Here is a 21,159-nt window from a genome sequence, read left to right on the forward strand (position 1 = left end):
GCCACCGAGCAGCTGCGCGCTGCGCTGGCCACGAACTGAAGGAGGACAACATGGCCGACAGCCCCTACCTGTCCCGTGACGATATCAAGGCGCTGTGCCGCACGCCGCGGCGCAAAGGCCAGGCTGAGTTCCTGCGCAACAACGGGATCCGGCACTATCTGGACGCCCACGGGTGGCCAGTGGTGCTGTGGTCCGCGATCGAGGGCAAGCCGGAGCCGAAGACGCCGCCGGCGACCGACTGGAAACCGAACAAGGCAGCAGCGTAATGGGAAGGAAGCCGAAGAAGCCGGGGGCTATCCCCCGGTTCCGCCCCCGCAAGCAGAAATCCGGCGTGGTGCACTACTACTACGATCACGGCGGCAAGCCGCGCAAGGAAACTGCGCTGGGCAGCGACTACGGCCTGGCCATCCAGAAGTGGGCCGAGCTCGAGCGCGCGACGATGATCCCGGCAGGCGCGAAGCTGACGTTCCGGCAGGCGGCCGAGCGGTACCAGGTCGAGGTCATACCCACCAAGGCCGAGGGCACCCGCAAGGCGAACAAGCGCGAACTGGACAAGCTGATCGAGTTCTTCGACGACCCGCCGGGACCGCTCGACGCCATCCGCCCGACGCACGTGTTCAATTACCTACAGTGGCGCCGCGATGCCCCGGTGAGCGCGAACCGCGAGAAATCGCTGCTGTCGCACCTGTGGAACTGGTGCCGCAAGAAGGGCTACACCGATCTGCCGAACCCCTGCGCCGGCGTGAACCGCAACCGGGAGGATGGCCGCGACGTGTACGTTGAGGACGACGTGCTGCAGCGTGTCTACGATGCCGCAGACCAGGTGCTGAAAGATGCGATCGACCTTGCCTACCTGACCGGCCAGCGCCCGGCAGACGTGCGCGAGCTGGACCGGCGCAACATCAAGGACGGCGTGCTGGTGCTGCGCCAGGGCAAGACGAAGATGCAGATGCGCATCGCCATCACCGGCGAGCTGAAGGTGCTGATCGACCGCCTGCTGTCCAGGAAGCGCCCGGACGATGCACCGATCAGCACCCGGCTGCTGCTGGGCGAGGACTGGCTACCGATCGGCAAGGATGCGCTGCGCTACCGATTTGACCGTGCGCGCGAGCGGGCCGGCATCCCGAAGGACCAATTCCAGTTCAGGGACCTGCGTGCCAAGGCCGGTACCGACAAGGCCGATTCGGCGGGCGACATTCGCCAGGCGCAGCAGCAGCTGGGCCACCAGTCGGTGACCACAACAGAGATCTATGTGCGGAAGCGCCGCGGTGCGCTGACCAGCCCCACGAAGTGACCGTTTGCGGAGCGGTCGATATTTTGCGGAGCGAGGGGGAAGGGCTGAAACCCTTGGTGCATATGGTGGGCCGTGATGGATTCGAACCATCGACCAAAAGATTAAAAGTCTTCTGCTCTACCGACTGAGCTAACGGCCCATTGCACTGCCCCAGCCTTTCGGCGGGGTGGGCATTCTACCCTACTTTGCCGGGCCGGGTGAAACCCTGGTGCATGAGGTTGCCGGCCAGCGGCCGGCACTACCCGATCCGGTGAGCCCGCTTAAACCTTCCGGGCCTCCGTCGCATCCCATCTGTGATCCTTCCCCGGAGCCACGGATGCGCCTGCCCTTCTGCCTCATTGCCGCCCTGCTTGTGCCCTGCGCAGCACTGGCCGCCCCATCCCAGGTCGTCACCGACGACATCGGCCGCTTCTGGGCTGCCTATGACGCCGTGCGCACCGAGCCCGACGTTGAACGCCAGGTCGCATTGGTGCAGGAGCGCTACATCGATCCAGGCAGCCCCGGCCTGCATGCGCTGATGCAGGTGCGCAACTACACCGCCCGCGAATACGCCACGGCCATGCGTACGTGGCCGCGCTTCTGGACGTCGGTACGGCCATTGACCGCCAACGCGCAGCAGGCCAGCGCCACACTGGAACGGGACCTGACTGCCTTCCGTACGCTCTACCCCGCCCTGCGCCCTGCCACCATCACCTATGCGGTCGGTGTTCTGCGTACCGGCGGCACGACGCTGGGTGACAAGGTGCTGATCGGAGCGGAGATGGCGCTGGGCGATGAGCGCGTGGACGTGAGCGAGCTGCCGGAGCCGATGCGCAGCCGCCTGCGGATCTTCTACGACAGCCGTCCGGGGGCGAACAACGCGCAGAACAACCTGCACGAGTACGTGCATACGCAGCAGCGCGAGACCACCGGCAGCCTGGCCCAGTACGCGGTGCGCGAGGGTGTGGCCGAGTATGTGGCGGAGCGACTGAGTGGGCGCCGGCCGGCATTATCCTTCTACGACTACGGCGCAACACACGAAGCGGAAATCCGCACACGCTTCATTGCTGAGATGAACGGGGAAAATCTCGACAACTGGCTCTACAACAGCGCCCGCAATCCGTTCGGGGTGAGTGATGTGGGCTATTACGCCGGGTATCGCATCGCGCAGGGGTACATGCGACAACAGGCTGATGAGAAGGCGGGGATCGCGCGGATGATCGAACTGGACTATGCCGATCCGGAGGCGGTGCGGGCGTTTATTGACGCGTCGGGGTGGTTGCGGCAGCGGTAGCGCCGGGCCATGCCCTGCGGACAGTGCCAACCAAGGTTGGCACCCACGGGAATGCCGGCCAGCGGCCGGCACTACCAGATTCCAGACCCCGGCGGCGCCGGGCCATGCCCGGCACCCGTATTTCAGGCGTACAGCGTCGGGTCGGCTACGCCGGCTTCGGTGAAGCCCTGCGCGCGCAGGCGGCAGGCATCGCAGTGGCCGCAGGCGGCGCCGTTGGCGTCGGCGTTGTAGCAGGACACGGTCAGGCCGAAGTCCACGCCCAGGCGCACGCCTTCGCTGACGATCTGGCCCTTGCTGAGGAACTGCAGCGGTGCGTGCACCTTGATGCCCGCGCCTTCCACGCCCGACTTGGTGGCCAGGTTGGCCAGCGCCTGGAACGCGGCCACGAACTCGGGACGGCAGTCCGGGTAGCCGGAGTAGTCCACGGCGTTGACGCCGCAGAAGATGTCGTTGGCGCCGAGCACTTCGGCCCAGCCCAACGCCAGCGACAGCATGATGGTGTTGCGCGCCGGCACGTAGGTCACTGGAATGCCGGCACCGCCGGCCTCGGGCACGTCGATGTCGTCGGTCAACGCCGAGCCGCCGATGCTGCGCAGGTCCACGTCCACGGTCTTGTGCGCGATAACGCCCTGGGCCTTGGCCACGCGGGCGGCGGCATCCAGTTCGGAGGTGTGGCGCTGGCCGTAGCGCACGCTCAGGGCATGCACGGCGAAGCCCTGTTCCTGGGCCATGGCGATGACGGCGGCTGAATCCATGCCGCCGGAGAGAAGCACGACTGCCTTCTTCATGGGTAAAACATCCGGTTGGGAGGGGAAAGCCAGCACGCTGTCCCGCGCCGGAGCTACATCAGGGAACGCTGCCTGGGCTCATCGGCCCGGCTCGTCGTTCCACAGGATTTTATGCAACTGCATCTGGAAGCGCACCGGCAGCCGGTCCTCGACGATCCAGTCGGCCAGCTGGCGCGCGGTGATCTCACCCTTGCTCGGCGAGAAGAACACGGTGCAACGCTTCACCAGATCGTGCTCGGCCAACAGGGACTTGGCCCAGTCGTAATCCTCGCGGCTGCAGATGACGAACTTGATCTGGTCGCGGGCGGTCAGCAACGGCAGGTTGTCCCAGCGGTTGCGCGCCACTTCGGCCGACCCCGGGGTCTTGATGTCGACCACGCGCGATACCCGGGGGTCCACGGCGCTGACGTCCAGCGCACCGGAGGTTTCCAGCGAGACATCCATGCCGGCGTCGCACAGCTTCTGCAGCAGTACCAGGCAGCGCTTCTGTGCCAGCGGCTCGCCACCGGTCACGCAGACGTGGCGCACGCCCTGGGCCAGCACCTCGGCCACGATGTCGTCGATGTCCCACCAGGTGCCGCCATGGAAGGCATAGGCGGTGTCGCAGTACTGGCAACGCAGCGGGCAGCCGGTCAGGCGCACGAACACGGTCGGCCAGCCGGCGGTATCGGCTTCGCCCTGCAGCGAGGTGAAGATCTCGGTGATCTTCAGGCGTGGCAGGGGCGACTGCACGATCTCACTGGGCGTGGCTGCGGCGCTGGACGGGGTAACGGCGGTCATGGCGGGGACTTCTTGGAGGGACACGTGGCGGGTGAGCTACCGTGGCCGGTAACGAAAGCAGCCGAGCATGGCTCGGCTCTACAACAGCAACCGGGCGGGTGAACCCATCCGGTAACGAAAGCAGCCGAGCATGGCTCGGCGCTGCAACAGCAGCCGGTCGGGTGTGGCCCAGCCGGTAATGCGAGCCGTCGGGCATGGCCCGGCGCTGCCGGATCCGGGCGGGTTTGCCGAGCCGGAAACGAAAGCAGCCGAGCGTGGGCTCGGCTCTACAGGACACGTATTGTACGCCCGGTCAGCGGATCAGCGGATCTGCTTGCCGAGGCGGATCGACTGCAGGCGGTCCTGCGCGGTGCGCGCGGCGTCCGAGCCAGGGTACTGCGCCACGACGGTCTCCAGCGTCTGCTGGGCCTGGTCGACCTTGCCCTCGCCATACTGCGAGAGGCCGACCTTGAGCAGGCCGCCAGCGGCCTTGTCGTGGGTCGGATAGCGCGAGAGCAGTTCACGGAACTGGGTCTCGGCCATCGGGAAATTGCGGGTGGCGTAGTAGCTCTCGCCCAGCCAGTACAGCGCGTTCGGCGCGTAGACGCCGTTCGGGTACAGCTGCAGGAAGCTCAGGAACAGCTGCGCCGAATCATCGTACTTGCCGGCCTTCAGCGAATCGAAGGCGACGTTGTAGGAGGTGCGCTCGTCGCCGGTGGCGGCAAGGCTGCCGGCATCACCATGGACGGAAGGCGGCCGCTCGGAAGTGGCCGCCGCTGCGGGTTTTGCCGGGGCCGGGGCGGCCTTCGGCGCGCTCGCCGGAACGGGCGGCAGGGCCGGGGCGGCATTGCCCCCTTCCAACCTGTTCAGGCGGCTGTCCAGATCCAGGTACTGGTCCTGGGCGGACTGCTTGAGCTGGGCGTTGTCGTGCTGCAACTGCTCGATCGAGGCCTGCAGGCTGGTGACCTGCTGCCGCAGCTGATTGATCTGGTTCAACAGGTCCTGGTTGGCACTGTTGTTGTACATCTGCTGCTCGATCGCGCCAACGCGGTCGGCCAGACTCTGTCGCTGTGCATGCGCCGGTGCGGCAGCCACGAGGGCTGCCGCAACGACCAGCATCAGTTTGATGCCAATACGCATGGATTACTGCGCGGTGTAGACGATTTCGACGCGACGGTTCTGCGACCAGCAGGACTCGTTCGACTCGGTGCAGACCGGACGCTCTTCACCGTAGGACACGACGGTCAGCTGCGAAGCCGAGCCACCGTTGGCCTGCAGGGCCGAGTTGACGCCGTTGCCACGACGCTCGCCCAGGGCCTGGTTGTACGCGCGCGAACCGCGCTCGTCGGTGTGGCCCTGCAGGGTGATGCGCGAGGACGGACGGTCACGCAGGTACTTGGCGTGGCACGCCATGATGGCCTGGAATTCCGGCTTCACGTCTTCCTTGTCCAGGTCGAAGTAGACAACGCGCTGGCGCAGGCAAGCGTCGGTGTCCAGGTCGCCCGGGCCGTACAGGCCGGAGGTCGACGGAGCGGTCGGGGTGGTGGTCGAGGTGCCGGTGTCAACCGGGGCTGCCGGCTCTTCCTTCACCTTCTTCGAGCAACCGGCCAGGACGGCCACAGACAGCAGGGAAACAAGCAGAACGCGGGTGGACTTGTTCATGGCGATACCTTTGTGGCTCCTAGGCCGATGAGGGGTTCAAGACAGCGAAAATATTAACACTCTTTTAGCGCTGGGTACGGTATGGGGACCATGCCGGTTCGCGCACATCTCCGTCAGCCAGAACCAACCGCTGGCGCACGCGCGCATCGGCAGAAACGGCGTACAGCACACCACGGCCACCCTCGCGGGCGGCGTACAACACCATGCTTGCGTTGGGCGCAAAGCTCGGAGATTCATCCAGCGAACCCGGGGACAGCGTGCTCCAGCGGGGCGAACCCAGCGAGCTGTCCATCATCGCGATCTTGTAGCTGTTGCCCGAGCCCTGGGCGACGGCGATCTTCTTGCCATCGTAGGACACCGAGGGCTTGGCATTGTAGTTGCCCTGGAAGGTCACGCGCTCGGCGCTGCCGCCGCCCGCACCGACCTTGTAGACCTGCGGACGGCCGCCGCGGTCGGAGGTGAAGTACACCGCGCTGCCGTCCGGTGCCCAGGTCGGCTCGGTATCGATGGCGAAGTGGTTGGTCAGCTGGGTCAGCTGCTTGCTGCCCAGGTCCATCACGTAGATTTCCGGGTTACCCGAGCGCGACAGGGTCAGGGCCAGCTTGCGGCCGTCCGGCGAGAACGCCGGGGCGCTGTTGATGCCACGGAAGCTGGTGACCAGCTCGCGCGCGCCGGTGCCGATGTTCTGGATGTAGATCGCCGAATTGCCACGCTCGAAGCTGACGTAGGCCAGCTTGCTGCCATCCGGGCTCCACGACGGCGACAGCAGCGGCTCGGCCGAACGCACGATGGTCTGCGGGTTGTAGCCATCGGAGTCGGCCACCATCAGCGCGTAGCGCATGGCGTCGCCCTTGCCGCTGGCGGTCACGTAGGCGATGCGGGTCCAGAAGGCGCCACGGACACCGGTGATCTTCTCGTAGATGGCATCGGCCATCTGGTGGGCGACGTCACGCATGGCGTTGCCACGGGCGGTCATCGCCAGGCCCAGCAGGCGCTCGCCCTTCGGTACGTCGAACAGTTCGTACTCGACACGGTAGGCGCCGGCACCGGCGTCGAGCACGCGGCCGACCACGATGTAGTTCTGCTTCAGCGCGCGCCAGGTGGCGAACTGGATGTCGCCGCCCCGCACGGGCTTTTCGACGATCTGTGCTTCCGGCAGCGTGCGGAACTGGCCCGAACGCTCGAGGTCGGCGCGGACCACGCCGGCGACGTCGGTCTGCGGTGCAGCCGCCGAACCCTGGTAGGGCATCGGCACGATGGTGATCGGCAGCGCGGAGGCATTGCCGCCGATGATGTCGATATCCAGCCCCTTCTGCTGCGCGACGGCAGCAAAGGGCAGCAACAGGGCCGCAAACACGGCAAGCCAGCGAGGCATCTTTTTCATGGAGCGCTCAATAGGGGGAAACCGGAACGAGGGATAACAAAGCGGGAGTGAACCGCTTCGCAATCATGAACCAAGGGTACGTGAATTCCGGGTCAGTTCCAGCCCGTCCTCTCACGCACCGTTAACGTCGTGGCTAACATCGCACCGCCTGCCCCGGCCACACCGCCCCGCAGGGTGGTATTCCACAGCAGCCCCCAGCCTGCCCGGCTGAAACCGGGCCCGCCAGAGGCAAGCGCGACATCCGTGGGCGCAGGTGACCCGAGAGCCACCTTGCCCTGCCCGCCTCAGCGATCCTGGGCAGTAAAGGTGAAGTTGAGCGTGCGTGCGAACACAGACTCGAAGCCGCGGTACGGCAGCGGCTGCGCGTTGAGCACGGCGGCCTCGATCGAACGCTTGCCGGCCTCGTCGTACGGGCAGTTCGGGCTGACCTTGGCCTGCATCACCGTGCCCCCCGGAATCTGGGTGATGGTGATCTGGCAACGCTGGCCGAGCGGCACCGTATCCGGGCGCACCCACTGCGACAGCACCTTGGCCTGGATCGCGGCCGCGTACTTGGCCGAAAGATCATCGCTGTTGCCACCGCCACCGGCGGCCGGCTGGGAGGCACCGCTGGAACCGGCAGCGGCACTGCCGGCAGCATTACGCGCGGCTGCCACGTGGCGCAGCTTCTGCTCGGCCAGCTTGGCTTCCTTCTCGGCCTGCTCGCGGCGGGCGCGGATCTCGGCGATCTTCTTCTGCTTCTCGGCCTCGGCCTTGTCAGCCGCCACGCGCTCCTGCTCGGCCTGCTTCTTCTTTTCGTCCGCTTCCTGCTGCTTGGCCAGGCGCAGCTTCTGCTCCGCTTCTTCCTGGCGCTTGCGTTCGGTCAGGTCGATCTGTTCCTGGCGGCGCTTGGCTTCCTGTTCCTGCTTGGCCTTCTCCTGCGAGATGGCCAGCGCGCTCACCGCTTCCTGGTCCTTGGTGTCTGGCTGCGCGACACGCTCCTGCGCCTGTTGCTGCTGCGGCGTGGGGGCGTCCTGCGGGCGCGGCTCGGGAATCGGCTGCGGCGGCGGGATGGTGTCTTCCGGCACCGGGATCGGCTCGGCCACCGGCGGCGGCAGGTCTTCCAGCTTTTCCGACTGGCGCAGGGCCTGGCGCGCAGCGGAGGCCTCGGACGCGGACAGCGCCAGGCTGGCCTCGACCGAGGGATCGCCGGCGGCGGCATCGGTGTTGCGCTCGGGCGACCAGAACCAGGCCACGATGAACACCAGCGCGACCAGCAGGTGCACCAGCAACGCCAGCGCCAGGGGCAGGCCCCAGCCGGGTTCGCGCTGATGCGGGGGTGGCAGGGCGTCAGCGTGCATCGGTGGCCAGGCCTACCTTGTCTACCTTGGCGCGCTTGATCACATCCATCGCAGCAATGACCTTTTCATAGGCCACGGCGCGGTCGGCGGCGACGATCACGCGCACGCCCTTGTCCTGGGCGGCGATGCCGGCCAGACGGCCTTCCAGTTCCTCGGCCGACACGGCGGTCGGGTCCTTGGCGTCGGGCAGCTTCAGGCTGAGCTGGCCGTCCTGGCGCACCGAGACGATCACCGGATCCTGCTTGCTCTCCAGCGCCTTGGCGTTGGACTGCGGCAGGTCGACGTCGAAGCTCAGGGTGAGCAGCGGTGCGGTGACCATGAAGATGATCAGCAGCACCAGCATGACGTCGATGTAGGGAACGACGTTGATTTCCGATTTCAGCTTGCGGCGCTTGCGGCGACCGATGGCAGCGGACATGGCTTGGACTCCCGGGTCAGGCGCTTACTCGTCGCCAGCGCTCTGGCGCTGCAGGATGGAGCTGAACTCTTCGGCGAAGGTCTCGAACCGCACTGACATGCGCTCCACGCGCGTGGTGAAGCGGTTGTAGGCCCACACCGCCGGGATCGCCACGAACAGGCCGATGGCGGTGGCGAACAGTGCCTCGGAGATGCCCGGCGCGACGGCGGCGATGCCGGCCTGCGCACCGCTGCTGATCATGTCGTGCATGGTCACCATGATGCCGAACACGGTACCGACCAGGCCCACGTAAGGCGCGGTCGAGCCGATGTTGGCCAGCAGTTCCAGGTTGCGCTCAAGCTGGTCCACTTCGCGGGTGTAAGTGGTGCGCATGGCACGCTGTGCGCCTTCCAGCTGGGCACGGCCGTCCAGGCGGCGCTTGTCGCGCAGGCGGGTGTACTCGCGGAAGCCGGCTTCGAAGATGGCTTCCAGGCCGCCGACATTGCGGCTGCGGTCGGTGGCCGAGCTGTACAGCTTGCCCAGGTCCGCACCGGACCAGAAGCGGTTCTCGAACTCGTCGGCTTCGCGGGTGGCCTGCTTGAACACGCGGGCCTTGCGGAAAATGATCACCCAGCTGACGAACGAGCCGACCAGCAGCAGCAGCACGATGATCTTCACCGGCAGGCTGGCCTTGGCCATCAGTTCGAGGTAGTTGATGCCGCCGCCGGTGGTGGCCTGGGCAAGGGTCTGTGTCGCGGCATTGCTGACGTCGGCCGGCAGTGCCTCGGTGACCGTGGCCTGCAGGGCCAGGAGCGTTGCGATCATCCGTTGTTCCTCAGTGTTCGGATTCGGGGTGGAGGTGGGGTTGCAGCACGGCAAGGACGGCCTCGTCCATGCCACGCGGGCGGAAACTGGCCGCTTCCAGTGCGGCGATGCGGACCTGCGCCGACAGCAGCAGCTCGCCGTCGCGCAGGATCTGCTGGTCGAAGACCATGCTGGCCTTCTTCAGCTGGACCAGGCGGGCACTCACCTGCAGGGTGTCATCCAGCCGTGCCGGCCTGATGAAATCCATCTGCATCGAGCGCACCGCGAAGACCATCCCGTGCTCGGCGCGCATGCGCTCCTGGCCGTAGCCCAGCGCACGCATCCATTCGGTCCGGGCCCGTTCCATGAAGGCCACGTAGCGGGCGTGGTAGACCACGCCACCTGCGTCGGTATCTTCCCAGTAAATGCGTGTCGGCCAACTGAATCGGGGCTCAACCGACATCGGGAACCTCCGCGAACAGGTCCTGCGGCGGGTTCTTCGGCTTCAGGCCCATGTGCCGGTAGGCCTTGTGGGTGGCCATGCGGCCACGCGCGGTGCGCACCAGGAAGCCCTGCTGGATCAGGTACGGCTCGACCACGTCTTCCAGCGTGCCGCGCTCTTCAGACAGCGCCGCCGCCAGCGATTCGATGCCGACCGGACCGCCGTCGAAGTAGTCGACCATGGTCTTGAGCAGGCGCCGGTCAAGCTCGTCGAAGCCCTCCGGGTCGACCTTGAGCATCTTCATCGCGGCCTGGGCCACGGCCTCGTCGATGTGGCCGCCGGCCTTCACCTGCGCATAGTCGCGCACGCGGCGCAGCAGGCGGTTGGCGATACGCGGGGTACCACGCGCGCGGCGTGCGATCTCGCCGGCGCCATCGGCGGTGCAGTCGATGGCCAGGATGGCCGCCGAGCGGCGCACGATCCGGGTCAGCTCCTCGATACTGTAGAACTCCAGGCGCTGGACGATGCCGAAGCGGTCGCGCAACGGCGCGGTCAGAAGGCCAGCACGGGTGGTGGCACCGATCAGGGTGAACGGCGGCAGGTCGATCTTGATCGAGCGGGCGGCGGGGCCCTCGCCGATCATGATGTCGATCTGGAAATCTTCCATCGCCGGGTACAGCACTTCCTCCACCACCGGCGACAGGCGATGGATCTCGTCGATGAACAGCACATCGTGCGGCTGCAGGTTGGTCAGCAGCGCGGCGAGGTCGCCGGCCTTCTCGATCACCGGGCCGGAGGTGACCCGCAGGGCCACGCCCAGCTCGTTGGCGATGACATGGCTGAGGGTGGTCTTGCCCAGGCCGGGCGGCCCGAAGATCAGCACGTGGTCGAGCGCGTCGCCGCGCCCCTTGGCCGCCTGGATGTAGATCTCCATCTGCTCGCGCACCGGCACCTGGCCGAGGTAGTCGGCAAGGCGCTTGGGGCGGATGCTGGCGTCGGCGGCGTCATCCTCGCGGGTGGCGCCGGCGCCGATGATGCGGTCGTCGGTCATGTGCTGATTATGCGGCAAAAGCGCGGGTTTCGGCCGGGCTGCGCCCGGCACCCGCAGAGGCAACTGCAACGGCCGGAGCAACAGCCAAAGCTGAGTTCCTGGGGAATGGCGGGGTGGGTCCGCTTGCGGGGGACGCTGCAAGTACGTCCATGTAAGCTCGGTCGCCGCATCCATGCGGCTCACGCCCCCGCAACCGGCCCCACCCCGCCTTCGACAGTTTCCTGCGATCTGTCGGAACGGCGTTCTGCTTTGGTGGGTGCCGACCTTGGTCGGCACGGGGTCGGATCTGGTAGGTGTCGACCTTGGTCGACACGGTATATCCACGCCATGCGCGGATGGACCTGAGAAGTCGAGTGGTCTCCGCAAGTGGAGCCCCCTTGTTGTTCAAGGGGGCGCGCCGACAGGCGGGGGGATAAGGTGGCATGCGCGGAACGCCGGCGCCCAAGGTGCCTGCGTTTCAAGGGGGCGCGCCGACAGGCGCGGGGATAAGGTGGAATGCGCGGAACGCCGGCGCCCAAGGCGCCTGCGTTTCAAGGGGGCGCGCCGACAGGCGCGGGGATAAGGTGGAATGCGCGGAACGCCGGCGCCCAAGGCGCCTGCGTTTCAAGGGGGCGCGCCGACAGGCGCGGGGATAAGGTGGAATGCGCGGAACGCCGGCGCCCAAGGCGCCTGCGTTTCAAGGGGGCGCGCCGACAGGCGCGGGGATAAGGTGGAATGCGCGCGGGACCCACGGTTTGCGCAGCAAATCGTGGGACGTAGCGCAGGTGGAGATTAAATCTCCACCTGCGCGCCCAGTTCCACCAATCTGTTGCCCGGAATGCGGAAGAAGCCCGTGGCCGGGGCGGCGTTCCTGTGCATCAGCGCGAACAGCTTGTCACGCCAGATCGGCATGCCGCGGTTGGCGGTGGCGACGATGGTTTCGCGGCTGGCGAAGAAGGTGGTGTCCATCGGGTCGAAGTAGATGCCGCCGTGGTCGCACGAGCGCATCAGCGCCAGCGGCACGTCCGGAGTCTCCATGAAACCGAAGCGCACGTAGACGCGGTAGAACTCGTCTCCCACCGATTCGATCTTCAGCCGCTGCCCTTCCATCGCATAGGGAATGGGCAGGGTTTCCACGTGCAGGAACACGTTGCGCTCGTGCAGCACCTTGTTGTGCTTGAGGTTGTGCATCAGCGCGTGCGGGGCCACGGTCGGGTCGGCGGTGAGGAATACCGCGGTGCCCGGCACGCGTACCGGCGGCGCCAGCATCAGGCCCGGCAGGAAGGTATCCAGGCGGATGCCGTCCTTGCGGATCTCATCGCGCAGCAGCTCGCGGCCACGGCGCCAGGTGCGCATCATGGTGAACAGGAAGATGCCCAGCACCACCGGGAACCAGGCGCCCTGCAGCAGCTTGGCGCCGTTGGCGATGACGAAGCCGAGGTCGATGACGAAGAACACCACACACAGCGGCAGGATCCACTTGCGCGCCTTCGGCCACAGCGAGCGCGCCACCAGGGCCAGCAGCAGGGTGTCGATCAGCATGGTGGCCGACACCGAGATGCCGTAGGCCACCGCCAGGTTGGAGGAGCTGCGGAAGGCCAGCACCAGGCCGATCACCATCACCGCGATGCCCCAGTTGATACCCGGGATGTAGATCTGGCCGATGGTGTCGTGCGAGGTGTGCTTGATCCGCATGCGCGGGATGTAGCCCAGCTGCATGGCCTGGCGCGATACCGAGAACGCGCCGGTGATGACCGACTGCGAAGCAATCACCGCGGCCATGGTGGCCAGGATGATCATCGGATACAGCGCCCACGACGGCACCGCTTCGAAGAACGGGTTCTTCACTGCCTCGGGGTGGTTGAGCACCAGCGCACCCTGCCCCAGGTAGTTCAGCACCAGGCACGGCAGCACGAAGAAGTACCAGGCGTGGCGGATCGGCTTGGCACCGAAGTGGCCCATGTCGGCGTACAGCGCCTCACCGCCGGTCACTGCCAGCACCACCGCGCCGAGAATGAAGATGCTGTGCCAGCCATGCTCCATGAAGAAGCGGATCGCCCACCACGGGTTGAACGCCTTCAGCACTTCCGGTGCATCGACGATGTTGTAGATGCCGATCGCCGCCAGCGAAATGAACCAGATCGAGGTGATCGGCCCGAACAGCTTGCCGATCTTCGCGGTGCCGAAGCGCTGTACCGCGAACACCGCCAGCAGTACCACCACGGTGATCGGAACGATGAAGGCGTGCAGTCCTGGCGCGGCAACTTCCAGGCCTTCCACCGCACCCAGCACCGATATCGCTGGGGTGATCACGCCATCACCGAAGAACAGCGAGGCACCGAAGATGCCGAGGATGCCGACCACATAGGCCGAGCGCGACCCGTTGCGCAGCGTGCGCTGGGTCAGCGCCATCAGCGCCATGATGCCGCCCTCGCCGTCGTTGTCGGCGCGCATGATGATGGTCACGTACTTCAGCGTGACCACGATGTTCAGCGCCCAGAACGCCAGCGACAGCACGCCCAGAACGGTGTCGTGGTCACTGTTGAGCCCGTAGTGCGGCGAGAACGCCTCCTTCAGGGTGTACAGCGGGCTGGTACCGATATCGCCGAAGACCACGCCGATCGCACCGATGATCAGCGCCAGGCCTCCGGCTGGAGGGGCGTGACCATGACCGCCTGGGGCGGCCGCGTGCGGGGTTTGACTGCTGGACATGGGACTCCTGGCGAGGCTCAGGCGGTGGGTTGGGGGAAAGGAAGGCGGGTCAGCGCAGTGCCGACTGCAGCGCCTTGCGGATCACGGTGGCCACTTCGTCACCTTCATTGAAGGCATCGCGGGCCATGCGCGCCGCTTCGGCCGGCTTGTAGCCCAGCTGCTGCAGGGCCACGGTGGCATCGGACAGCGGATCGGCCGGGGCCGGGCCGCTGCCGGTGGGCAGCGCGCCGCCGGCACCGAACTGCGCCGCGCGGTCACGCAGCTCCAGCACCATGCGCTCGGCGGTCTTCTTGCCGATGCCCGGAATGCGGGTCAGCGCGGTGATGTCACCGGCCTGGACCATGCGCGCGAATTCCTCGACGGTGACGCCGGACAGCACGGCCAGCGCGATCTTCGCGCCGATGCCACTGACCTTCTGCACGTCGCGGAACAGGCGCCGCTCACCTTCGCGCAGGAAGCCGTACAGCGAGACGCTGTCTTCCTTCTGCGAGTAATGGGTGTACAGGGTGACCTCGCGGCCGAGCTCGGGCAGGTCGTAGAAGGTGCTCATCGGCGCCTCCAGCTCGTAGCCCACTCCGTTCACGTCCACCACCAGCCACGGCGGCGCCTTGTAGGCGACGATGCCGCGCAGTCGACCGATCATTGCGTGCAGCTCCTCATTTGCGGCCCCACGCCTGGCGGGCACTGAGCCCCAGGCGGTTGGCCGTTGCCCTTACGTGGGCATGGGTGATCGCCACTGCCAACGCGTCGGCCGCGTCGGCCTGCAGCTTGGTTTTCAGGTTGAGCATGAGCCCGACCATGTGTTGAACCTGTTGCTTTTCGGCGCCACCGCGCCCGACCACCGCCAGCTTGATCTCGCTGGCGGCGTATTCGTGCACCGGCAGGTCACGCAGCACCACGGCGGAAATCGCCGCGCCACGGGCCTGGCCCAGCTTCAGCGCCGAATCGGGGTTGCGGGCCATGAACACGCGTTCGATGGCCACTTCCTGCGGCTGGTACTCGCGGCACAGGTCAGCCAGGCCCAGCACCAGCAGCTTCATGCGCTGCGGGAAATCGTCGGCGCCGAGCAGCACCAGCGGCTGGTGGTGCACGTGGCTGACGCGGCCGGTGGCGTCGACATCAATGATGCCGACCCCGGTCCGCTGCGAACCGGGGTCGATGCCGAGGATGCGGGTCATGCTGCACTCCTGGCGGGGCGGAACGGGAGGCGCTGGCAGGCGTATGGGCTCATGACTGTCCGCGGTGACCGTTCAACGGCCCGCGCCCAGGCCGTCGAGGACGGCTCAGGCGTAGGCGTCGGCGCCGAGTTCGGCGTTGGAGTACACGTCCTGCACGTCGTCCAGGTCTTCAAGCATGTCCAGCAGCTTCTTGACCTGCAGGGCAACCTCGCCCTCGACCTTGATGTCGTTGTCCGCGCGGAAGGTGATTTCGGCGTGGTCGGCGACATGGCCAGCGGCGGCCATCGCATCCTTGACCGCGTTGAACGCGTCAGGGCTGGTGACCACGTCGATCGAGCCGTCGTCCGGGTAGACCACGATGTCATCGGCGCCGGCCTCGATGGCCGCTTCGGTGATGGCTTCCTCGTCGGCTCCCGGGGCGAAGCTGAGCACGCCCAGGCGCTTGAACATGAAGGCGACCGAGCCTTCGGTGCCCATGTTGCCGCCGCACTTGCTGAACGCATGGCGGACATCGGCCACCGTGCGCACGCGGTTGTCGGTCAGGCAGTCGACGATCACGGCCACGCCACCCGGGGCGTAGCCCTCGTAGCGGATTTCCTCGTAATCGACGCCTTCCAGTTCGCCGGTAGCCTTCTTGATGGCGCGCTCGATCACGTCCTTGGACATGTTCACGGCCAGGCCCTTGTCCACGGCCACACGCAGGCGCGGATTGTTGTTGGGGTCGCCTCCACCGCCGCGCGCGGCAACGCCGATCTCGCGGATGATCTTGGTGAAAATCTTGCCACGCTTCGCGTCGGACGCGTTCTTGCGGGCTTCGATGGAGGGGCCTCTACCCATGGGTGCTACCGTCTGGCTGCTTCAGGATCAAGGCGCGGATTCTACCTGATCGGGGGCGGCAACCGTGTCTAGGGCGGAGGGATATCGGGAAGGCGCCATCCACGCATGGCGTGGATCTACTGCCGCCGGGCATGGCCCGGCGCTACCGAGTGTGCACCGCCCTGCCCGGCGAACCGCCTTACGCAGCGGCGGCGTCGCGGCTGTGATCGAACTGGCCGTGGCGCAGGAAATGCGCGGTCTGCCGCGCGGCATCGGGCGATACCACCAGGCCACTGTGGCTGGTACGTACCACGCAATGGTCGGCCAGGCCCGGCAGGCGTGTCTCGGCCAGGGCCACGGTACCGTCGGAGGCGTCGTCGATGGCGCCCAGCAGGCTGCCCAGGCCGTGCGGCACCGAACCGGCGATCAGGCCAACCTCGGCCCTGCCCTGCCAGTCCGGCAGGCCATCGAGCAGCAGATCGCTGCTGCGCCCCAACGCCAGGCCCCAGCCGTGCTCGGACAGCGAACGCGCAGTGCCACTGCCGCGCAGCGGCGAGCCCAGGCAGACCACGCGCTGCACATCCAGCTGCGGCTGGCGGCGCAAGGCCTCCAGCGCCAGCAATCCCCCCAGGCTGTGGCCGACCAGCGACAACGGCCCGGCATCGGCCAGCCGCTCCAGCAGCTGCGGCACCGCCACGTCGGGGCCACCGAAGACCGAGGAGTAACCGAATGCGTGCACCTGGAAACCGCGCGCGCGCAGACGCCAGGCCAGCGGCCCGACCCAGGCACGGGCATTCCAGATGCCATGCAACAGCAATACGGGGGGAGTCATGCAAACAGCCTGGCGGTCAGCGGGGCAGGAACGTACGGTGATTGAACACGCGCGCGCAGCAAGCGGCGGTGAACGTCAGGCTGCGCGCGGTGCGCGGCGCAGGATGAATTCAAGATCGTGGGTGTCGCCGACCGGGAACAGGTACTCGCCGGCCTTCTCGAATCCATAGCGGGCGTAGAAACGCTGTGCGCCGAAGTTCTCAGACCACACGCCCAGCCACAGCGTGCGCGGGCCTTCGTGTTCCAGCCAGGCCAGCGCGGTTTCCAGCAGGCGGCTGCCCCAGCCGCAGCTCTGCTGCGTCTTGATCAGGTACAGGCGCTTGAGTTCGCCGTCACCGGGCTTCACGTCCGGGTGCGGCAGGCCACAGGGGCCGGCGGCGGCATGGCCGACCGCCTCCCCATCCAGCTCCAGCAGCCACACCGCGTAATCCGGGTGGGCCAGGATCACGCGCTGGCGCTCGACCGTGTAGGCCTCCTCAAGGAAGGCCTGCAGGTCCTGCGGCGGATACAGATGGCCGAAGGTTTCGGTGAACGTGCGGGCAGCCAGCGCCGACAGGGTCGGCGCGTCGTCCACGGTGGCGCGGCGGATCGAATACATGCAGGAAGTTGACGTCAGGGCGAAGCGCGGGTCAAGCCTTTTCAGGCGATTCCGATTCCGATTCCGCTTCTTCTTCCTCTTCCTCGTACTCCTCTTCGTCCTCGTCCTCTTCTTCGCCTTCCTCGTCCTCGTCGTACTCTTCCTCTTCGTCGTCCTCGTAATCCTCGACGCCGAAGTCTTCACCGTCCCAACGGCCTTCGCCGTCGGCGACGAAGGTCAGGGCCATCGCCGCCGGGTTGGTTCCGACGCGGACCAGCCAACCACCGAACACGCGCGCACGCTCGGTGACCAGGGTGGCCTCGGAGCCTTCATTGCCCAGCTTTTCCCACTCCAGCGAAAACGCAAACTCGGTCATTGCCTGGATCTCCTGATCAGTTGGTCTTGGGGCGAACCTGGATGTGCACTTCGGCCAGCTGCGCGTCGACGATCGGCGACGGCGCGTCGGTCATCAGATCCTGTGCACCGGTGGTCTTCGGGAACGGGATGACGTCGCGGATCGACTCGGTGCCGGCCATCAGCGCGGCGATGCGGTCGATGCCGAAGGCGATGCCACCGTGCGGCGGCGCGCCGTAGTTCAGCGCGTCGAGCAGGAAGCCGAACTTGGCGCGGGCTTCCTCGGCGCCGATGCCGAGCAGTTCGAACACCGCGCTCTGCATGTCCGGACGATGGATACGGATCGAACCGCCGCCGATTTCATTGCCATTGAGCACCATGTCGTAGCCGCGCGAAACGGCGGTACGGGCATTGGCGCGCAGGTCGGCGATGTCGTCCACGGCCGGTGCGGTGAAGGGGTGATGCAGGGCGACGTAGCGCTGTTCTTCCTCGTCCCACTCGAACATCGGGAAGTCGGTGACCCACAGCGGTGCCCAGCCGTCGGCGACCAGGCCGAAGTCCTTGCCGGCCTTCAGGCGCAGCGCGCCCATGAAGTCGGAGACCTTGTTGTAGCCACCGGCGCCGAAGAACACGATGTCGCCGTTACCGGCGCCGACGTGGGCGACCAGCGCAGCGAAGGATTCCTCGCTGAAGAACTTCTGGATCGGCGAGCTGACTTCGCCGTTGTCGGCAATCTTGATGTAGGCCAGGCCCTTGGCGCCGTACTTGGCGGCATGCGCGGCGTATTCGTCGATCTGCTTGCGGCTGAGCGCTGCACCGCCCGGGATGCGCAGCGCGGCGACGCGGCCTTCGGCGTCATTGGCCGGGCCGGTGAACACGGCGAACTCGCTGTCCTTGACCAGCTCGGCCACGTCGACCAGCTCCAGCGCGATGCGCAGGTCCGGCTTGTCCGAGCCGTAGCGACGCATTGCCTCGGCCCAGGTCATGCGCGGGAAGCTGGCATCCAGCTGGACGTCGACCACTTCCTTGAAGATGGCGCGGATCATGTCCTCGACGAAATCCTGCACGTCGCGCTCGCGGACGAAGGCGAATTCCATGTCCAGCTGGGTGAATTCCAGCTGGCGGTCGGCACGCAGGGCCTCGTCGCGGAAGCAGCGCGCGATCTGGTAGTAGCGGTCGAAGCCGGCCACCATCAGGATCTGCTTGAACAGCTGCGGGCTCTGCGGCAGGGCGTAGAACTCGCCCGGGTGCATGCGCGCCGGCACCAGGAAGTCACGCGCGCCTTCCGGGGTGGCCTTGGTCAGGATCGGGGTCTCGATGTCCTGGAAGCCCTTTTCGTCCAGATGGCGGCGCAGGGCCTGCACCAGCTTGATGCGGGTGCGCTGCATGCGCTGCATTTCCGGGCGGCGCAGGTCCAGGTAGCGGTACTTCAGGCGGGTTTCCTCGCCCGGATTCTCGTGGGCGTGGAACGGCAGCGGCGCGGCCTTGTTCAGCACGGTGATGGCGGTGGCGATCACTTCCACCTTGCCGGTGCGCATCTTGTCGTTCACCGCGTGGCGGGCACGCACCACGCCTTCCACCTGCAGCACGTCCTCGTAGCCCAGCGACGCGGCCACGGCGAACACGTCGGCGTTGTCGACTTCCACGGTCACCTGCACGATGCCTTCATGATCTCGAAGATCGATGAAGCAGACGCCGCCCTGGTTACGGGCCACGTCGGTCCAGCCGGCGAGGGTGACAGTCTGGCCAATCAGGGTCTCATCGACCAGGCCGCAGAAGTGGGTACGCATGGGGGGAAGCTCCGCTGGAGAACGCCGGCACCGGATGGGGACCGGAAAGCCTCGTATTCTGCGGCCGAGGCCCCGGCCGGGGCAAATCCGGCCAGTCACACCGGCTTGATCGCCCCCCTCCCTATAGTCGGGCACCTGCCACCGTATGGGATGCCGCCATGAAACCGCTGTCCCTGGCCAGCCTGGCCGTAACCCTCAGCCTGGGTGCCGCGGGCACCCTTGCCCTGCCCGCCCCTTCCGCGCATGCGCAGAGCGGCGTGGTCCGCTGCGAAAGCCAGAACAACCGCGAACGGGTCTGCAACACCGGCTGGCGCAATGCGCAGCTGGTGCGCCAGCTGTCCGGCTCGGACTGCGATGAAGGACGCACCTGGGGCAGCCGTAACGGCAGCATCTGGGTCACCAACGGTTGCCGCGCGGAATTCGTCGAGGCCCGCGGTGGCTGGGGCGGCGGCAATGGCGGTGGCTGGGGCGGCAACAACGGCCGGCCCGGCGAGACCATCCGCTGCGAGAGCCAGAACAACCGTGAGCGCAGCTGCCCGGTCGGCTGGCGCAATGCCCGCCTGGTCCGCCAGCTGTCCGGCAGCCCCTGCAACGAAGGGCGTACCTGGGGCGTGCGCAACGGCGCGGTCTGGGTCAGTGGCGGCTGCCGTGCCGAATTCGCCGAAGCCCGCGGCTGGGGCGGTGGTGGCGGTGGCTGGGGCGGCGGCAACAGCAATTACTCGGTTACCTGCAGCAGCAACAACAACCGCTCGCAGACCTGCGACTGGGATGAGCGCCAGGGCCGCCCGGTGCTGCAGCAGCAGCTGTCCGGCAGTGCCTGCCAGGAAGGCCGCAGCTGGGGCTACTCACGTGGCCAGGTGTGGGTGAGCAACGGCTGCCGCGCGCGTTTCGGTACGCGGTAAGTACACGGTCGGATCCCTGGCCGACGGCCAGGGCTCTGACCCCGGTCCGGTATCCCGCATCCACACATGGCGTGGATCTACTGAGGGCCTTTCTGGGGTCGAGGCCCTCCGCAGGAGGGATCCGACCCTGTGATCACGGGGCGGACGCTTTATCGTCGCCCCACGGTGCAGGCGGCAGGGCAACCGGCTTGCTCAGGTCGAACTGCACGCGGAAGCGGCGGCCCTCCGGGCGGGTCAGCTCGTAGACAAAGGTCTGGTCGGGATCAATCTCCATCGCCCAGGTGTTGTGCGTGGAGGCCAGCATGTCGGCGCGGCGGAACATCGCCACCGAATCGGCGTCGGCGGGGAACTGCTGGCGCTCGGCGGTGCCCGGCGGCGTGCTGTCGCCACCGTAGAGGGTGATCGCGTCGGGGCTGCCGTCTTCGTGGCGATGGTCGTGCTTCAGGCGCAGGCCGGTTTCCGTACGGGTCAGCACCCAGGTCCGCGAGTGGTCATCGCCGACATGGAACGGGATGCGCAGCTCGTGCGCCGGATCGGCACAGCCGCGCACATGCATGACCAGGCGCTGCCCGGCGAACGGATCCTTGCCGGTCGGTGCCGGCGTGTCCTCCACCACCTTGCCGGCGTAAGCCTGGCCGCAATGCGCGGCGATGGCGGCCATGAAGGCATCGGCCGGTGCGGTCGCCAGATCATGGGCGACCGTATCGGAGCGCTGCGAACACGCAGCAAGGCTGAGCAGGAGGGCGGAAGCGGTGACAACGGCAGGCAGTTTCATGCCCCAACCCTAACGGCCATGGCCGAAGTGCGCAAACCGCACGCGCAGCAT

The 21,159-nt window shown here is 67.0% G+C and carries 23 protein-coding genes and 1 tRNA gene; 4 read left to right on the top strand and 20 right to left on the bottom strand.

Annotation, left to right across the window (positions count from 1 at the left end; translation table 11 throughout):
- Positions 1-50 precede the first annotated feature (50 nt).
- Both ACZK3J_RS17775 and ACZK3J_RS17780 read left to right on the top strand, forming a co-directional pair.
- Positions 51-266: a DUF4224 domain-containing protein gene (locus ACZK3J_RS17775; RefSeq protein WP_088611175.1), complete on the top strand. Its 216-nt coding sequence runs from the start codon at positions 51-53 to the stop codon at positions 264-266.
- Complete coding sequence (locus ACZK3J_RS17780; RefSeq protein WP_430766972.1) at positions 266-1,294, top strand: site-specific integrase; 1,029 nt, start codon at positions 266-268, stop codon at positions 1,292-1,294. Before ACZK3J_RS17775 ends, ACZK3J_RS17780 begins: the two co-directional genes overlap by 1 nt.
- A gap of 63 nt (positions 1,295-1,357) precedes the next feature.
- On the opposite strand, the gene ACZK3J_RS17785 is transcribed toward ACZK3J_RS17780, so the two are convergent.
- Positions 1,358-1,433, bottom strand: a tRNA-Lys gene (locus tag ACZK3J_RS17785).
- Between the two features lie 177 nt (positions 1,434-1,610).
- Between ACZK3J_RS17785 and ACZK3J_RS17790 the strand changes: the two genes are divergently transcribed.
- The gene (locus ACZK3J_RS17790; protein ID WP_049463255.1) at positions 1,611-2,567 is read left to right on the top strand and encodes a DUF2268 domain-containing putative Zn-dependent protease; all 957 of its coding nucleotides are present in this window, start codon (positions 1,611-1,613) and stop codon (positions 2,565-2,567) included.
- A gap of 122 nt (positions 2,568-2,689) precedes the next feature.
- Here the strand turns inward: ACZK3J_RS17790 and queC are convergent, their stop codons facing one another.
- The 18 genes from queC to aspS form a co-directional block, all read right to left on the bottom strand.
- A complete protein-coding gene (queC, locus tag ACZK3J_RS17795) occupies positions 2,690-3,355 on the bottom strand; it encodes a 7-cyano-7-deazaguanine synthase QueC (RefSeq protein WP_049422913.1) in 666 nt (221 codons plus the stop codon).
- Between the two features lie 78 nt (positions 3,356-3,433).
- The gene (gene queE, locus ACZK3J_RS17800; protein WP_010481613.1) at positions 3,434-4,135 is read right to left on the bottom strand and encodes a 7-carboxy-7-deazaguanine synthase QueE; all 702 of its coding nucleotides are present in this window, start codon (positions 4,133-4,135) and stop codon (positions 3,434-3,436) included.
- 300 nt (positions 4,136-4,435) lie between these two features.
- A complete protein-coding gene (gene ybgF, locus ACZK3J_RS17805) occupies positions 4,436-5,254 on the bottom strand; it encodes a tol-pal system protein YbgF (RefSeq protein ID WP_010481611.1) in 819 nt (272 codons plus the stop codon).
- Between the two features lie 3 nt (positions 5,255-5,257).
- Positions 5,258-5,776 carry a peptidoglycan-associated lipoprotein Pal gene (gene pal / locus ACZK3J_RS17810; protein ID WP_032128527.1) on the bottom strand — a complete coding sequence of 173 codons (519 nt, stop codon included), beginning with the start codon at positions 5,774-5,776 and terminating at the stop codon, positions 5,258-5,260.
- Between the two features lie 64 nt (positions 5,777-5,840).
- On the bottom strand, positions 5,841-7,160 hold the full coding sequence (gene tolB, locus ACZK3J_RS17815; RefSeq protein WP_032128528.1) for a Tol-Pal system beta propeller repeat protein TolB: 1,320 nt from the start codon (positions 7,158-7,160) through the stop codon (positions 5,841-5,843).
- Positions 7,161-7,444: 284 nt separating this feature from the next.
- Positions 7,445-8,500, bottom strand: a complete 1,056-nt coding sequence (gene tolA, locus ACZK3J_RS17820) for a cell envelope integrity protein TolA (protein WP_478476122.1) — start codon at positions 8,498-8,500, stop codon at positions 7,445-7,447.
- Entirely contained in the window at positions 8,490-8,918 is a 429-nt protein-coding gene (gene tolR, locus ACZK3J_RS17825) for a protein TolR (protein ID WP_049400778.1), read from the bottom strand. The genes tolA and tolR overlap by 11 nt, the downstream gene beginning before the upstream one ends.
- A gap of 24 nt (positions 8,919-8,942) precedes the next feature.
- Complete coding sequence (gene tolQ, locus ACZK3J_RS17830; protein WP_006438802.1) at positions 8,943-9,722, bottom strand: protein TolQ; 780 nt, start codon at positions 9,720-9,722, stop codon at positions 8,943-8,945.
- Positions 9,723-9,732: 10 nt separating this feature from the next.
- Positions 9,733-10,164 (bottom strand): tol-pal system-associated acyl-CoA thioesterase, encoded by a 432-nt coding sequence (ybgC, locus tag ACZK3J_RS17835; protein WP_010481597.1) that lies wholly within the window; start codon positions 10,162-10,164, stop codon positions 9,733-9,735.
- A complete protein-coding gene (ruvB, locus tag ACZK3J_RS17840; protein ID WP_049463253.1) occupies positions 10,154-11,194 on the bottom strand; it encodes a Holliday junction branch migration DNA helicase RuvB in 1,041 nt (346 codons plus the stop codon). Before ruvB ends, ybgC begins: the two co-directional genes overlap by 11 nt.
- A gap of 771 nt (positions 11,195-11,965) precedes the next feature.
- Positions 11,966-13,885: a potassium transporter Kup gene (locus ACZK3J_RS17845; protein ID WP_032128529.1), complete on the bottom strand. Its 1,920-nt coding sequence runs from the start codon at positions 13,883-13,885 to the stop codon at positions 11,966-11,968.
- A 49-nt stretch (positions 13,886-13,934) separates the two neighbouring features.
- Positions 13,935-14,528, bottom strand: a complete 594-nt coding sequence (ruvA, locus tag ACZK3J_RS17850) for a Holliday junction branch migration protein RuvA (RefSeq protein WP_005410756.1) — start codon at positions 14,526-14,528, stop codon at positions 13,935-13,937.
- 13 nt (positions 14,529-14,541) lie between these two features.
- Positions 14,542-15,063: a crossover junction endodeoxyribonuclease RuvC gene (ruvC, locus tag ACZK3J_RS17855; protein ID WP_032128530.1), complete on the bottom strand. Its 522-nt coding sequence runs from the start codon at positions 15,061-15,063 to the stop codon at positions 14,542-14,544.
- A gap of 105 nt (positions 15,064-15,168) precedes the next feature.
- Positions 15,169-15,900 carry a YebC/PmpR family DNA-binding transcriptional regulator gene (locus ACZK3J_RS17860; RefSeq protein WP_032128531.1) on the bottom strand — a complete coding sequence of 244 codons (732 nt, stop codon included), beginning with the start codon at positions 15,898-15,900 and terminating at the stop codon, positions 15,169-15,171.
- Between the two features lie 178 nt (positions 15,901-16,078).
- On the bottom strand, positions 16,079-16,711 hold the full coding sequence (locus ACZK3J_RS17865; RefSeq protein ID WP_032128532.1) for an esterase/lipase family protein: 633 nt from the start codon (positions 16,709-16,711) through the stop codon (positions 16,079-16,081).
- A gap of 75 nt (positions 16,712-16,786) precedes the next feature.
- Positions 16,787-17,308 (bottom strand): GNAT family N-acetyltransferase, encoded by a 522-nt coding sequence (locus ACZK3J_RS17870; RefSeq protein ID WP_180852430.1) that lies wholly within the window; start codon positions 17,306-17,308, stop codon positions 16,787-16,789.
- A gap of 31 nt (positions 17,309-17,339) precedes the next feature.
- A complete protein-coding gene (locus ACZK3J_RS17875; protein WP_049461392.1) occupies positions 17,340-17,663 on the bottom strand; it encodes a hypothetical protein in 324 nt (107 codons plus the stop codon).
- Between the two features lie 16 nt (positions 17,664-17,679).
- Positions 17,680-19,431 carry an aspartate--tRNA ligase gene (gene aspS, locus ACZK3J_RS17880; protein WP_010481582.1) on the bottom strand — a complete coding sequence of 584 codons (1,752 nt, stop codon included), beginning with the start codon at positions 19,429-19,431 and terminating at the stop codon, positions 17,680-17,682.
- Between the two features lie 158 nt (positions 19,432-19,589).
- Here aspS and ACZK3J_RS17885 point away from each other — a divergent pair, with 158 nt between their 5' ends.
- Positions 19,590-20,333 carry a DUF3011 domain-containing protein gene (locus ACZK3J_RS17885; protein ID WP_032128536.1) on the top strand — a complete coding sequence of 248 codons (744 nt, stop codon included), beginning with the start codon at positions 19,590-19,592 and terminating at the stop codon, positions 20,331-20,333.
- Positions 20,334-20,466: 133 nt separating this feature from the next.
- Here ACZK3J_RS17885 and ACZK3J_RS17890 read toward each other — a convergent pair whose 3' ends face one another.
- On the bottom strand, positions 20,467-21,108 hold the full coding sequence (locus tag ACZK3J_RS17890) for a hypothetical protein (RefSeq protein ID WP_049422905.1): 642 nt from the start codon (positions 21,106-21,108) through the stop codon (positions 20,467-20,469).
- Positions 21,109-21,159: the final 51 nt, after the last annotated feature.

The organism is Stenotrophomonas sp. 86428_Sma (assembly GCF_056481585.1).

Excerpts from the sequence above, each read along its gene's own strand:
- ybgF (WP_010481611.1), bottom strand. The coding sequence starts at position 5,254 with ATGCGTATTGGCATCAAACTGATGCTGGTCGTTGCGGCAGCCCTCGTG.
- ACZK3J_RS17790 (WP_049463255.1), top strand. The coding sequence starts at position 1,611 with ATGCGCCTGCCCTTCTGCCTCATTGCCGCCCTGCTTGTGCCCTGCGCA.
- queE (WP_010481613.1), bottom strand. The coding sequence starts at position 4,135 with ATGACCGCCGTTACCCCGTCCAGCGCCGCAGCCACGCCCAGTGAGATC.
- ACZK3J_RS17860 (WP_032128531.1), bottom strand. The coding sequence starts at position 15,900 with ATGGGTAGAGGCCCCTCCATCGAAGCCCGCAAGAACGCGTCCGACGCG.
- aspS (WP_010481582.1), bottom strand. The coding sequence starts at position 19,431 with ATGCGTACCCACTTCTGCGGCCTGGTCGATGAGACCCTGATTGGCCAG.
- ACZK3J_RS17845 (WP_032128529.1), bottom strand. The coding sequence starts at position 13,885 with ATGTCCAGCAGTCAAACCCCGCACGCGGCCGCCCCAGGCGGTCATGGT.
- ruvA (WP_005410756.1), bottom strand. The coding sequence starts at position 14,528 with ATGATCGGTCGACTGCGCGGCATCGTCGCCTACAAGGCGCCGCCGTGG.
- ACZK3J_RS17775 (WP_088611175.1), top strand. The coding sequence starts at position 51 with ATGGCCGACAGCCCCTACCTGTCCCGTGACGATATCAAGGCGCTGTGC.
- tolQ (WP_006438802.1), bottom strand. The coding sequence starts at position 9,722 with ATGATCGCAACGCTCCTGGCCCTGCAGGCCACGGTCACCGAGGCACTG.
- tolB (WP_032128528.1), bottom strand. The coding sequence starts at position 7,160 with ATGAAAAAGATGCCTCGCTGGCTTGCCGTGTTTGCGGCCCTGTTGCTG.
- ACZK3J_RS17890 (WP_049422905.1), bottom strand. The coding sequence starts at position 21,108 with ATGAAACTGCCTGCCGTTGTCACCGCTTCCGCCCTCCTGCTCAGCCTT.
- ybgC (WP_010481597.1), bottom strand. The coding sequence starts at position 10,164 with ATGTCGGTTGAGCCCCGATTCAGTTGGCCGACACGCATTTACTGGGAA.
- tolR (WP_049400778.1), bottom strand. The coding sequence starts at position 8,918 with ATGTCCGCTGCCATCGGTCGCCGCAAGCGCCGCAAGCTGAAATCGGAA.
- ACZK3J_RS17780 (WP_430766972.1), top strand. The coding sequence starts at position 266 with ATGGGAAGGAAGCCGAAGAAGCCGGGGGCTATCCCCCGGTTCCGCCCC.
- ACZK3J_RS17885 (WP_032128536.1), top strand. The coding sequence starts at position 19,590 with ATGAAACCGCTGTCCCTGGCCAGCCTGGCCGTAACCCTCAGCCTGGGT.
- ruvB (WP_049463253.1), bottom strand. The coding sequence starts at position 11,194 with ATGACCGACGACCGCATCATCGGCGCCGGCGCCACCCGCGAGGATGAC.
- pal (WP_032128527.1), bottom strand. The coding sequence starts at position 5,776 with ATGAACAAGTCCACCCGCGTTCTGCTTGTTTCCCTGCTGTCTGTGGCC.
- tolA (WP_478476122.1), bottom strand. The coding sequence starts at position 8,500 with ATGCACGCTGACGCCCTGCCACCCCCGCATCAGCGCGAACCCGGCTGG.
- ACZK3J_RS17870 (WP_180852430.1), bottom strand. The coding sequence starts at position 17,308 with ATGTATTCGATCCGCCGCGCCACCGTGGACGACGCGCCGACCCTGTCG.
- ruvC (WP_032128530.1), bottom strand. The coding sequence starts at position 15,063 with ATGACCCGCATCCTCGGCATCGACCCCGGTTCGCAGCGGACCGGGGTC.
- ACZK3J_RS17865 (WP_032128532.1), bottom strand. The coding sequence starts at position 16,711 with ATGACTCCCCCCGTATTGCTGTTGCATGGCATCTGGAATGCCCGTGCC.
- queC (WP_049422913.1), bottom strand. The coding sequence starts at position 3,355 with ATGAAGAAGGCAGTCGTGCTTCTCTCCGGCGGCATGGATTCAGCCGCC.
- ACZK3J_RS17875 (WP_049461392.1), bottom strand. The coding sequence starts at position 17,663 with ATGACCGAGTTTGCGTTTTCGCTGGAGTGGGAAAAGCTGGGCAATGAA.